Source organism: Pseudomonas resinovorans NBRC 106553, from assembly GCF_000412695.1.
Taxonomy (GTDB): Bacteria; Pseudomonadota; Gammaproteobacteria; order Pseudomonadales; family Pseudomonadaceae; genus Metapseudomonas; species Metapseudomonas resinovorans_A.
The window spans coordinates 2,388,785-2,401,084 of the sequence record NC_021499.1 but is presented as its reverse complement, the minus strand read 5'-3'; the positions used below and the strand labels follow the sequence as shown (position 1 = coordinate 2,401,084).

Here is a 12,300-nt window from a genome sequence, read left to right as displayed (position 1 = left end):
AGGTGTGGGGTTTAACGGGGATGAACGATCAGCGGCCGCGCAGCCTGGCCGGTGGCGCGCCGTAGGTGCGGCGGAACAGCCGCGAGAAGTGCGCCTGGTCGTAGAAGCCGAGGTCGAGGGCCAACTCGCTGAGGTTCTCGCCGCGCAGTACGCGCGGTAGCGCCTTCTCCAGCCGCAGCTGGGTCAGCCACTGGTGGGGTGGCAGGCCGCACTGGCGGTTGAAGCGGCGCAATGCCTGCCAGGGGCTGAGGTCGCAGAAGGCGGCCAGTTCCTCCAGCGAAGGCGGTGTGTCCAGGCGTGATTCCAGCCAGTCCCGCAGCCGCGCCCAGGTGCGTCCGTCGAAGCCCTGCTCCGGCTCGCGCACCCGCAGGGTGGAGCCGCGCTCCAGCAGGTTCGCCAACGCCGACCAGAGATGGCTTTCCTGTTCCAGCCGCGAGCCCTGCAGCAGCGCACGGTGCAGGTCCAGCAACTGGTTACGCAGGCCGGCATCGCGAAGGATGCTGGTGGTCAGGCGCGGCGCCCCCTGGCGGTCGTCGCTGAGGCTGCGGCTGGCGTCGTCCAGCCATTGCGGATCGAAGGCCAGCACGCGGATCTGGTAGCCCTGGCCGTCGACGCCGGCACCGTCGTGGATCTGTTCCGGCGCCATCAGCATCACGTCGCCGGTGTCGGCCTGGTGGCTTTCACCCTGGTGCAGGTAGCGCTGGCGGCCATCCACCATCAGCCCCAGGTGGTACTCCAGATGGAAGTGCCGGGGGAAGCTGAAGTGCTGGTGCCGGGCGTCGATCAGGCGCAAGCCGGGCAGGCTGCTGGGAATGTGTTGGGTCTGGTCCATGGGCACCACTCTACTCCCTGGTGGTGCCGGGTTCTTGGACAAAATTGCGGGGGATGGCGCAAGCGCAAGGCGGGAAGTGTGGCTGCGTAGGATGGGTTGAGCCTGCGATACCCATCGACCGTTGATGGGTATCGCAAGCTCAGCGGAACGCCGCCCGACCCATCCTACAAGAGCCTCAACCGCGCGGCGGCTCGGCGCCGAGGGGCACGATGGCCATGGTCAGCCGGGAGATGCAGCTCGGCTTGCCGTCGTCACCGAACAGGCGGATGTCCCAGACGTGGGTGGTGCGCCCCAGGTGCACCGCGCGGGCCACGGCGGTGACCCGGCCACTGCGCAGGCCGCGCAGGTGGTTGGCGTTGACCTCCAGCCCCACGCAATAGAAGCGGCTGCTGTCCAGGCACAGGAAGCTGGCGGTGGAGCCGAGGGTTTCCGCCAGCACCACCGATGCGCCGCCGTGCAGCAGGCCGTAGGGCTGGTGGGTACGCTGGTCGACCACCATGCTGGCGGTCAGGGATTCGTCGTCGAAGGCTTCGAAGCGGATATCCAGGCCTTCGCCAATGGTGTTGGTCAGGGTTTCGTTGAGACGCGCGAGATCGGGGGTTTGTCGCCATAGACCCATGGGAGGCTCCTAGGAAGAGGCCGGGACGGGTGTCCCGGCCGGGCTGGATCATTCGTGCCAGACAAGCGCCTCCTGGCGCTCGAGCCATTCGGGGAAGCGCTTGCCGTAAGCGTCTTCCACGATGTTGCGCTTGATCTTCAAGGTCGGGGTGAGGAAGCCGTTGTCCACCGCCCAGACTTCCTTGACCAGCACCAGCCCTTGCAGGCGCTCGTGCTTGTCGAGGTCGCCGTTGACCTCTTCCAGCAGGCTGCGCAGGCTGACTTCCAGTTCCGCCCTGGCGCTGTTCGCGGCCTCCTGCCGGCCCACTTCGGACAGCACGCAGAGGGCCATGGGCTGCGGCAGGCCATCGCCGACCACGCACACCTGCTCGATCTTCGGGTGCACGGCCAGGCGGTTCTCGATGGGCGCCGGCGCCACGTACTTGCCCTTGCTGGTCTTGAAGATTTCCTTGATGCGCCCGGTCAGGCGCAGATTGCCTTCGGCATCCTGCTGGCCCTTGTCGCCGGTACGCAGGAAGCCGTCGGTGGTGATGGTTTCAGCGGTCTTCACCGGGTCCTTGAAGTAGCCCTGCATGGTGGCGCCGCTGCGAACCTGGACTTCACCGTCTTCGCTGATGCGCACTTCCACGCCAGGGCTGTTGCGGCCGATCCAGCCGAGCTTCACCTCGCCCTTGCGGCACAGGTGGGAGTAACCGCAGTTCTCGGTCATGCCATAGACCTCCAGCACTTCCAGGCCCAGGCGCTTGTACCAGTCCAGCAGCGCGCCGGGCACCGGCGCGGCGCCGCACAGGGCGTTGCGCACGGCATCCAGGCCGAGGCCGGCGAGCACCTTGCGACCGACCATGCGGCCGATGATGGGCAGGCGCAGCAGGCGGTCGAGTTTCTGCGCCGGCATCTTCGAATAGACGCCCATCTGGAACTTGGTCCAGATCCGCGGCACGCCGAAGATGGCGGTGGGCCGGGCACGGCGCAGGTCGTCGAGGAAGGTCTCCAGGCTTTCGGCGAAGAACACCGTCTGCCCCGCGTAGAGCGAACCCATCTCGACGAACATGCGCTCGGCCACATGGCACAGCGGCAGGTAGGACAGCAGGCGGTCTTCCTCGCCGGTCTGGAACAGCTGCATGCCGTGGCTGGCGGCGAAGGCGAAGTTGCTGAAGTTGTGCATCACGCCCTTGGGCGTGCCGGTGGTGCCGGAGGTATAGATGATGGTGGCGAGTTGGTCGGGATTGCTCCTGGGAACATCCTGGATCGGATTGGCGGCCTGCAGGTCGGCCCAGCTGAAATCGAACTCGCCTTGCGGGTGGATCGGCAGGGCGATGGTCGACACGCCCTGGGGTATGCCACCGGCCATGGCCGGCCAGTCGTCGAGCTTGCCGATGAAGACCAGCGCCGACTCGGAATGCTCCAGTACCTGGTGCACCGATTCGGCGGTGAGATTGGGGTAGAGAGGCACCGACACGTGGCCGGCCATCCAGATGGCGAGGTCGGCAATGATCCAGTGCGCGCAGTTCTTGGAAATGATCGCGATTCGACTGCCCTGGGGCAGGTCGCGCCCCCGCAGCCAACTGGCGGCCCGGCGGGCCTGTTCCCCCACGTCGCCCCAGCTCAGCTCCTCGACCCTGCCGCCACCCAGCGGCTGGACCAGATAGCGCTTGTTCGGGTGACGGGCTTCACGCTCGAAAAAGATTTCAAGCGGCATACGGACTGCATCAGCCACAGGGCCTCCTCCTTTGTTCTTTTTTTAGGGGACAACCAAGCACTTGCTTGGTTGACTATCCACAGACAAGGGAGGCGGTGCAAGTTAAGAAATGTTGCGAATCGTCAGTGATGGCGAACGTGGTGCAGGCTGCGCAGGGACACCAGGCCGGGGATCAGCAGGTCGCCTTCCAGCTCGGCCAGGCTGGCGGTGCCCATGGGCAGCGGGTCCTGGCGATGGCCGTGGATCAGCAGGCCGGCCAGTTCGCTGACGAAGGGGTTGTGGGTGACCAGCAGCAGGTCCTGCTCGCCATGCTCGGCAAGGAAATCCAGGGCCTGGCGCGGGTCGCTGTCGGGGGTCGCCCAGGGCGCGGCGCCAATGGCGCCGGTGAACCCCAGGGCATCGCGCACCAGTTCGGCGGTCTGCTGCGCCCGCACATAGGGGCTGGCGAGGATCGCCCCCAGCGGCCGCCCGGCCAACTGGGCGGCGCTGTGCAGCACGTCCTTGCGGCCGTGGCGGGTCAGTTCGCGCTCAGCGTCGGTATTGGCGCGGGCCTCGGCCTCGCCATGGCGCAGCAGCCAGAGCCTCACAGCTTGGGCTCTTCGTCACGCACCGGGTGGGCGGCTGGCGGCACCGAATGGGGTGTCTCGCCTTCGGGCGCGCGGGCGGCGGGCCAGTCGGCGAAGGGCCAGGGCTTTTCCTCGGTGTTGAAGGTGCCGAAACGGCCGATCTGCGCCAGGTACTGGCTCAGGCTGTCGCCGAACGCCATCAGGCCGCCGTTGGGTGCGCCGTAGAAGGCGCGATAGCCGAGTTGCAGCAGGACCACGGCGCCCAGCACCAGCTCCGCCAGCTGCCAGACGACGACGAAGATCAGCATCCACAGGACGCGCAGCAGGATGTGCTCGCGCTGCAGGTCTTCGCGCTCTTCACTCATGGGGAATCTCCTTGTCCGAAAGGGTGATGGGTCTAGGCTCTGTACGAAAAGTGCCTGCGCTCGGTGATGCTGCGTTGAAATCAATCTCAGAATGCTCATTTACAACACGTAAACTGCGCTTCTTCGGCCGATTTCGTCTTGCCTGACCTTCGCTCGACGACTTTTCGTACAAGACCTAGAAGCCGGTGGTTGGAATGAAATCTACATCGGTCTTGGGCTCGCCGCGCATCAGGGCCTCGATCACCTGAGCCAGCGTACGCCCCTCGAAAAGGATGGCATGCAGGCCAGCGACCAGCGGCATGTACACCTGCAGCTCTTCGGCACGGGTCTTGAGCACCTTGATGGTGTTGACGCCCTCGGCCACTTCACCCAGGCGCGCCACCGCGTCTTCCAGCGAGAGGCCCTCGCCCAGGGCGAAGCCCACCTGGTAGTTGCGGCTCTTGGGCGAGGAGCAGGTGACGATCAGGTCGCCGACGCCGGCCAGACCCAGGAAGGTCATGGGGTTGGCGCCGAGCTTGACGGCGAAGCGGGTCATCTCCGCGAGGGCGCGGGTGATCAGCATGCTCTTGGTGTTCTCGCCCATGCCCAGGGCGGCGGCCATGCCGGCGATGATGGCGTAGACGTTCTTCAGCGCGCCGCCCAGCTCGACGCCGAAGCGGTCCTGGCTGGCGTAGACGCGGAAGGTGCGGCCGTGCAGCGCCGACTGTACGCGGCTGCAGAGTTCGGCGTCCTCGCTGGCGACCACGGTGGCGGTCAGCGCGTGGTCGGCGATTTCCTTGGCCAGGTTGGGGCCGGAAATCACGCCGATGCGCGCATCCGGGGCCACCTCTTCGAGAATCTCGCTCATCAGTTTGAAGCTCAGCGCCTCGATGCCCTTGGTGGTACTGACCAGGAGCTTGCCGGCCAACTGCCCGGCCACCGGCTCCAGGACCTTGCGCAGGGCGCTGGACGGCAACGCGACGAACACCAGCTCGCAGTCGGCGAGTACCGCGTCCAGGTCGGTGTCGGGTTCGACGCCGGGGAGGATCTTCACCCCCTTGAGGTAGCGCGGGTTCTCGCGCTGGGTGCGGATCGCCTCGGCTTGTTCCGGGTCGCGCATCCACTGGCGGACGCGCTGGCCATTCTCGGCCAGCAGGTTGGCGATGGCGGTGCCGAAGCTGCCGCCGCCGAGCACCGCGACGGGTTGCTGTTCTGTCATAACGTGTCCAGGTAGGCCATGGGGATGGCGAATTCGCGCATTATACGGTGCCGCCGCCGGCCAGCCAGCCTCTATCCGGGGCCTTTGCGCTGGCAATGTGGTCTTCGTCAGTTAAGATGCCGCCACTATCTGACGCCAAGGTTGCCATTTGGCTCCCCTGACCAGGCGCATCAATGGAAAATCCCCCAGCATTGGGGCTTATCGGGACTAGAGTTCCAACATGGTTCCGCAGCACGGACGACCCCGTATCGAGGCCAATAGGAAGATGTGCCCACCCTCCCCCCGACTCCCGTTCGCTTGCCTGGTAGTAGGAGAGTCGCGCGTATGACACTGCGGCGCCGCTGGGACATCCACACCCGCACCCAACTGATCAGCCTGGGCCCGGCACTGCTGCTGACGCTGCTGCTCACCGGGTTCTTCACGTTCGCCCGCCTGCAGGACCTGCGCCAGGAGCTCAACCACACCGGCCAACTGATCGCCAGCCAGCTTGCCCCGGCCGCCGAATACGGCGTGGTCACCGGCAACCTGGAAGTGCTGGAGGGGCTGCTCCAGGCCAGCCTCGGCACGCCCCACGTGCGCTTCCTCGAAGTGCGCGACCGCGCCGACAACATCCTGGTCTACCTGGAACAGCAGGACAGCCTGGAGAAGACCGGCAGCCAGGTGGAGGTGTTCCACGCCCCGATCATCCAGCAGCAGATCCACCTGCAGGCCCACCGCACCCTCGCCACCAGCGACAGCCGCAGCAGCGACGGCAACTACCTGGGGCGCGTGGTGGTCGGCATGTCCAACGACGCCTTCAGCAGCCGCCAGCAGGAAATCCTCTTCAAGGCCACCGTACTGGCCCTGATCGCCCTGCTCCTGACCTTTCTTCTCGCCCGCCGGCTGGCTACCCGCCTCTCCCAGCCCATCAGTGACATGGGCGATGCGGTCAAGGCCATCCAGGACGGCAACTACAACGCCGGGCTGCCGGTGGTGGACGACAGCGAACTGGGCAACCTGGCGCGCCACATCAACAACCTCGCCGGCGGCCTCGAACAGGCCAGTACCGAGCAGCAGCAGGCGATGGACCAGCTGATCAAGGCCCGCGAGGAAGCGGAAATGGCCAACCGGGCGAAGTCCGACTTCCTCGCCATGATGAGCCACGAGCTGCGCACCCCCATGAATGGTGTGCTGGGCATGCTGCAGCTGCTGGAAACCACCGAGATGACCGAGGAGCAGACGGAATACGCGGCCCTGGCCACCGAATCCACCGAGCACCTGCTGAAGGTGATCAACGACATCCTCGATTTCTCCCGTATCGAACGCGGCGCCCTGGAGCTGGAGCGCATTCCCTTCAACCTGCTGGACCTGATCCTCAGCTCCGTGCAGGTGTTCCAGCACAGCGCGCAACAACGCGGCCTGGCTCTCGGCCTGGACACCCAGCAGGGCCTGGAACGGGTCGAGGCCCAAGGCGACCCGACCCGCCTGCGGCAGATCCTGGTCAACCTGGTGGGCAACGCGCTGAAGTTCACCGAAGAGGGCGGCATCAAGGTGGAAACCCGCTGGCAGGCGCTGGACCGCGACGTGCTCTGGCTCACCTGCTCGGTGCACGACAGTGGCATCGGCATACCTCCCGATCGCCTGGAGCACATGTTCGACGCCTTCCAGCAGGCCGACCACTCGATCTCCCGCCGCTACGGCGGTACCGGCCTCGGCCTGCCGATCGCCCGGACCCTGGCCGAGCGCATGGGCGGTACCCTGCGCGCCGAAAGCCATGAAGGCTCGGGCTCGGTCTTCACCCTGGAGATTCCCCTGCCCTTCCGCATCCAGGACGCCCAGCGGCTGTCCGGCCAGGAGAGCAGTCAGGGTGAAGGCACCGGCCAGCACGTGCTGCTGGTGGAAGACAACCCGGTCAACCAGACGGTGATCGAAGCCATGCTGCGCAGCCTGGGCTACCAGGTCAGCCTGGTGGGCGACGGCGCCCAGGCGCTGCACCAGGTCTCGCGCCAGCACTATGCGGCGATCCTGATGGACTGCCGCCTGCCGGTGCTCGACGGTTACGAGGCCACCCGGCAGATTCGCCAGATGAATGGCGGAGCAACGCTGCCGATTATCGCCCTCACCGCCAATGCCCTGCAGGGCGACCGCGAAGCCTGCCTGGCGGCGGGCATGAACGACTACCTGGCCAAGCCCTTCAAGCGCGCCGACCTGCTGCAGGTGATGCAACGTTGGCTGAACAAGCCGACGGACTGAAACGATTGGTGCCGTTTCCAGACATTCGTCGAGTGTTCCAGAATGTTAAAGTGCTCCACTCTGTACGAGCGGGACGCCCCTGGTACGCCCTTCGCGGCGCTCCGGCGCCGCCCAAGTGAACGACTGTGCTCGCCGCCCTGTGACTTTCACCGCAACGCAACAGTCTATGACTAGTCTGCCGGCTGAAGCCCCGATAAAAAGGCCACGGCAGAAGGATGAATGCAAAGCCCTGTGTCGCACGGGGACCATTGAGGAGCTCGCATGACCAAACAAAACGCCTATTCCCGGGAAGACCTGCTGCGCTGCAGTCGCGGCGAGCTGTTCGGCCCGGGTAATGCGCAACTACCCGCCCCCAACATGCTGATGATCGACCGCATCGTGCATATCAGCGAAACCGGCGGGAAGTACGGCAAAGGCGAAATCGTCGCCGAGCTCGACATCAATCCCGACCTGTGGTTCTTCGCCTGCCACTTCGAAGGCGACCCGGTCATGCCAGGCTGCCTGGGCCTCGACGCCATGTGGCAACTGGTCGGTTTCTACCTCGGCTGGCAGGGCAACCCCGGCCGTGGCCGCGCCCTCGGGTCCGGTGAAGTCAAGTTCTTCGGCCAGGTCCTGCCGTCCGCGAAAAAGATCACCTACAACATCCACATCAAGCGCACTATTAGTCGTTCGCTGATCCTCGGCATCGCCGATGGCACCGTTGCCGTCGACGGCCGCGAGATCTACAGCGCCGAAGGCCTGCGCGTCGGCCTGTTCACCTCTACCGACAGTTTCTGAAGGACATCCGCATGCGTCGTGTCGTGATCACTGGCCTGGGTATCGTTTCCTGCCTGGGCAATGACAAAGCCACCGTCTCCGAGAACCTGCGCGCCGGTCGTTCCGGTATCCGCCACAACCCCTCCTATGCGGAGATGGGTCTGCGCAGCCAGGTGTCCGGCTCGGTCAACCTGAACCTGGAAGAGCTGATCGATCGCAAGCTCTTCCGCTTCATGGGCGATGCCGCTGCCTATGCCTACCTGGCCATGCAGCAGGCCATCGAGGACGCCGGCCTGAGCGCCGAGCAGATCTCCAGCCCGCGCGTGGGCCTGATCGCCGGTTCCGGTGGTGCTTCCACCGTCAACCAGATGGAAGCCATCGACACCCTGCGTGAAAAGGGCGTCAAGCGCATCGGCCCATACCGCGTCACCCGCACCATGGGCAGCACCGTTTCCGCCTGCCTGGCCACTCCCTTCCAGATCAAGGGCGTGAACTTCTCCATTTCCTCGGCCTGCGCCACCAGCGCGCATTGCATCGGCCAGGCCATGGAGCAGATCCAGCTGGGCAAGCAGGACATGGTCTTCGCCGGTGGCGGTGAAGAAGAACATTGGAGCCAGAGCTGCCTGTTCGACGCCATGGGCGCCCTCTCCACCCAGTACAACGAAACCCCCGAGCGCGCCTCCCGCGCCTACGACGCCAAGCGTGACGGCTTCGTCATCGCCGGCGGCGGCGGCATGGTGGTGGTGGAAGAGCTGGAGCACGCCAAGAAGCGCGGCGCCAAGATCTACGCCGAAATCGTTGGCTACGGTGCTACCTCCGACGGCTACGACATGGTCGCCCCGAGCGGTGAAGGCGCGATCCGCTGCATGCAGCAGGCGCTGTCCACCGTCGACACCCCGATCGACTACCTGAACACCCACGGCACCTCCACCCCGGTTGGCGACGTCGCCGAGATCCGCGGCGTGCGTGCAGTGTTCGCCGACAAGGCCCCGGCCATCAGCTCCACCAAGAGCCTGTCCGGCCACAGCCTGGGCGCCGCCGGCGTACAGGAAGCCATCTACTGCCTGCTGATGATGGAAGGCAAGTTCATGGCTGGCTCGGCCAACATCGACGAACTGGACCCGGAAGTGGCCGACCTGCCGATCCTTCGCGAAACCCGCGAGAACGCGCAGATCGACACCGTTATGTCCAACAGCTTCGGTTTCGGTGGCACCAACGCCACCCTGGTCCTGCGTCGCTACCAGGACTGATCCACCGCCGGCTGTACCCGCAACGCCCGTATCCCTGGATACGGGCGTTGTCGTTTGTGGGCGTTTCCTACGCCAGCAGGAACACAGGAGAAGTCTTATTCCGCTAGACCTGTAGGCCCCTTCCGAACCGTACTTTCCACCATCAAGAAGCGCCCCGCCCCTCCGCTAACCGGACCAGGACATCCTCAATCCCGGACCGGAGTAGCCTCCCATGTACCTTCGTCAGCTCCCCATCGCCTACCGCGCCGCCGTAGGCTTCGCCATCATCACCCTGCTGCTGGTGGGCCTCGGCTGGTTCGCCAGCGACCGCATGGAAGTCATCAACCAGGCATCCACCCGTCTCAGCCAGATCTCCCTGCCCAGCGTCCAGGCCGCCAACCGAATCGGCCAGGTGGTCGCCGAAGTGCGCCTGGCGGAGATGGCCCACCTCCTGGCCCGTGACCCCGCCAGCTGGCGCGGCCAGGAACAGCGCCTGAACGAACTGGCCGCCGAGCTGCGCAAGGCCGAGGAAGACTTCCGCCCCCTGGTGGACAACGCCGAGGAACAAGCGCTGTTCGATCGGCTGGAAGCCCTCACCCGCGACTACCTCGCCGGCCAGCCGGCGGTGCTGGAGCGCTCCCGCTCGGGCGATGCCGAAGGCGCCCGGGTGCTGATGCGCGACGCCCATCGCGACCGCTACGTGGCGCTGCTGGACAGCCTGCAGGCCCTGAGCAAGTTGGTGGAGGACCAGGCGCACGCCGACAACCTCGCCAGCGACCTGATCTTCGAACGCTCCAGCCAGGCGGTACTGGTGGTGCTGCTGGTGGCCCTGCTGGCCAGCGTCGCCATCGCCTGGCTGCTCACCCGGAGCATCGTCCAGCCCATCCGCAATGCCATGCTCACCGCCCAGAAGGTGGCCGACGGCGACCTCACCGGACAGATCGACACCCACGGCAAGGACGAGCCGGCGCACCTGATGCAGTCCCTGGAGCAGATGCAGCGGGTCCTCCACGACACCATCGAGCAGATTGGCCAGTCCGCCACCCAGCTCGCGTCGGCGGCCGAGGAACTCAACGCGGTGACCGAGGAAGGCAGCCACTCGCTGACTCGCCAGCACAGCGAGATCGAGATGGCCGCCACCGCGGTCAACCAGATGAGCGCGGCCGTCGAGGAAGTGGCACGCAACGCCGCCTCCACCTCCGAGGCCTCCAGCGCCTCCGAAGGGGCCGCCCGCACCGGCCGCGAGCGGGTCGAGCAGACGGTGCAGGCGATCCGCGACATGGGCCTGGAGGTGACCCACACCACCCAGCGGGTGGCGGACCTGGCGGTGCAGGCCCAGGGCATCAGCCGGGTACTGGACGTGATCCGCGCCATCGCCGAGCAGACCAACCTGCTGGCCCTCAACGCGGCCATCGAGGCGGCGCGGGCCGGCGAACAGGGTCGCGGCTTCGCCGTGGTGGCGGACGAAGTGCGCGCCCTCGCCCACCGCACCCAGGAATCCACCCACGAGATCGAGCAGATGATCGCCGGCATCCAGGCCGGCGCCGATACCGCCGTGGCCGCCATGCGCGAGAACGAGCGGCACGCCCAGGACATGCTGGAAGTGGCCGAGGGCGCGGACCAGGCGCTCTTCGAGATCGCCCGCCAGGCCGGCGAGATCAACGAGCGCACCCTGGTCATCGCCAGCGCGGCCGAGGAGCAGGCCCAGGTCGCCCGCGAAGTGGACCGCAACCTGGTGAACATCCACGACATCTCGGTGCAGACCTCGGCCGGGGCTGGCCAGACCTCCACCGCCAGCCACGAGCTGTCGCGCCTGGCCAACGACCTGAACGGCATGATCGCGCGCTTTGTGGTGTGAGCCCGCCCGCAGGGCCCAACCGTAGGATGGGTTGAGCGAAGCGATACCCATCAAGTCCGCGAGATGGGTCTCGCAGGCTAAGCGGAACGCCGCCCGCCCCATCCTACCGCCCCCATCGCGCACGAACGAAAAAGGGCGCCCCAATCGGGGCGCCCTTTTCGTTCACCCAGCCCTCAGGCCGCTTCGCGATCGTCCTCTGCCTTGTCCCGGCCACCGACGCGCGGCAGCAGCATGGGCACCTGGCGCCGGTAGTCGGCGTACTCGGGGTGGGCCTGCAGCAGGTCACGCTCTTCCAGCCGGATCGCCGCCAGGATGTAGATGCTGGTCAGCACCGCGAACAGCAGGTGCGTGGCGCTCATGGTCGGGGTGGCCCAGAAGCACAGGAACCAGCCCAGATACAGCGGATGACGCACCAGCTTGTAGGCGCCGGGAGTCTTGAACTCCAGGTCGGTGTAGGGCTTGCCCAGCAGGTTCAGCCAGACCTGGCGCAGGCCGAACAGGTCGAAGTGGTTGATCAGCACGGTGGAGTAGAACACCAGGGCCCAGCCGAAGCCGAAGATCGCGCCCATCACCAGCCGGCCGGAACGGTTCTCGATGTTCCAGATTTCCCCACCCAGGGGCTGCCAGAAGCTGTACAGCAGGATCAGCGCCAGACTGGAGAACAGTACGTAGGTGCTGCGCTCGGCCGCCGGCGGAATCCAGCGGGTCCACCAGGCCTTGAAGGCCGGCCGGGCCATCACGCTGTGCTGGACGGCGAACAGGCCCAGGAGCAGCGCGTTGATTCCCAGGGCACTCCAGAACGGCAGCTGCGGCTCACCGTCCATGGTGCGCGGGGCGAACGGCAGGTTGGCGACGAAACCGATGGAGTAGACGAACGTGGCGAAGAAGATCAGGTAGCTGGCCACGCCGTAGAGGAAGATCGAAATGCGCTTGAAGTAAGTGAACAT

General features: G+C 66.1%; 11 protein-coding genes. 4 read left to right on the top strand and 7 right to left on the bottom strand.

Annotation, left to right across the window (positions count from 1 at the left end; genetic code table 11):
* Nucleotides 1-28 precede the first annotated feature (28 nt).
* From PCA10_RS10890 to PCA10_RS10865, 6 genes are all read right to left on the bottom strand, one after another.
* Nucleotides 29-832 carry an AraC family transcriptional regulator gene (locus PCA10_RS10890; RefSeq protein WP_016492129.1) on the bottom strand — a complete coding sequence of 268 codons (804 nt, stop codon included), beginning with the start codon at nucleotides 830-832 and terminating at the stop codon, nucleotides 29-31.
* Nucleotides 833-1,007: 175 nt separating this feature from the next.
* Complete coding sequence (locus PCA10_RS10885) at nucleotides 1,008-1,451, bottom strand: hotdog fold thioesterase (protein ID WP_016492128.1); 444 nt, start codon at nucleotides 1,449-1,451, stop codon at nucleotides 1,008-1,010.
* 48 nt (nucleotides 1,452-1,499) lie between these two features.
* Entirely contained in the window at nucleotides 1,500-3,149 is a 1,650-nt protein-coding gene (locus PCA10_RS10880; protein ID WP_394296626.1) for an AMP-binding protein, read from the bottom strand.
* Nucleotides 3,150-3,271: 122 nt separating this feature from the next.
* Nucleotides 3,272-3,736 (bottom strand): phosphohistidine phosphatase SixA, encoded by a 465-nt coding sequence (gene sixA / locus PCA10_RS10875; RefSeq protein WP_016492126.1) that lies wholly within the window; start codon nucleotides 3,734-3,736, stop codon nucleotides 3,272-3,274.
* A complete protein-coding gene (locus tag PCA10_RS10870) occupies nucleotides 3,733-4,080 on the bottom strand; it encodes a DUF4389 domain-containing protein (RefSeq protein WP_016492125.1) in 348 nt (115 codons plus the stop codon). Before PCA10_RS10870 ends, sixA begins: the two co-directional genes overlap by 4 nt.
* Before the next feature lie 175 nt (nucleotides 4,081-4,255).
* Entirely contained in the window at nucleotides 4,256-5,278 is a 1,023-nt protein-coding gene (locus tag PCA10_RS10865; RefSeq protein WP_016492124.1) for an NAD(P)H-dependent glycerol-3-phosphate dehydrogenase, read from the bottom strand.
* Between the two features lie 324 nt (nucleotides 5,279-5,602).
* Between PCA10_RS10865 and PCA10_RS10860 the strand changes: the two genes are divergently transcribed.
* The 4 genes from PCA10_RS10860 (at nucleotide 5,603) to PCA10_RS10845 (ending at nucleotide 11,353) form a co-directional block, all read left to right on the top strand.
* Entirely contained in the window at nucleotides 5,603-7,510 is a 1,908-nt protein-coding gene (locus PCA10_RS10860) for an ATP-binding protein (protein WP_016492123.1), read from the top strand.
* Between the two features lie 261 nt (nucleotides 7,511-7,771).
* Nucleotides 7,772-8,287 carry a 3-hydroxyacyl-[acyl-carrier-protein] dehydratase FabA gene (gene fabA, locus PCA10_RS10855; protein WP_016492122.1) on the top strand — a complete coding sequence of 172 codons (516 nt, stop codon included), beginning with the start codon at nucleotides 7,772-7,774 and terminating at the stop codon, nucleotides 8,285-8,287.
* 11 nt (nucleotides 8,288-8,298) lie between these two features.
* On the top strand, nucleotides 8,299-9,516 hold the full coding sequence (gene fabB, locus PCA10_RS10850; protein ID WP_016492121.1) for a beta-ketoacyl-ACP synthase I: 1,218 nt from the start codon (nucleotides 8,299-8,301) through the stop codon (nucleotides 9,514-9,516).
* A 211-nt stretch (nucleotides 9,517-9,727) separates the two neighbouring features.
* Complete coding sequence (locus PCA10_RS10845; RefSeq protein WP_016492120.1) at nucleotides 9,728-11,353, top strand: methyl-accepting chemotaxis protein; 1,626 nt, start codon at nucleotides 9,728-9,730, stop codon at nucleotides 11,351-11,353.
* A 173-nt stretch (nucleotides 11,354-11,526) separates the two neighbouring features.
* Here the strand turns inward: PCA10_RS10845 and mddA are convergent, their stop codons facing one another.
* Nucleotides 11,527-12,300 carry a methanethiol S-methyltransferase gene (mddA, locus tag PCA10_RS10840; RefSeq protein WP_016492119.1) on the bottom strand — a complete coding sequence of 258 codons (774 nt, stop codon included), beginning with the start codon at nucleotides 12,298-12,300 and terminating at the stop codon, nucleotides 11,527-11,529.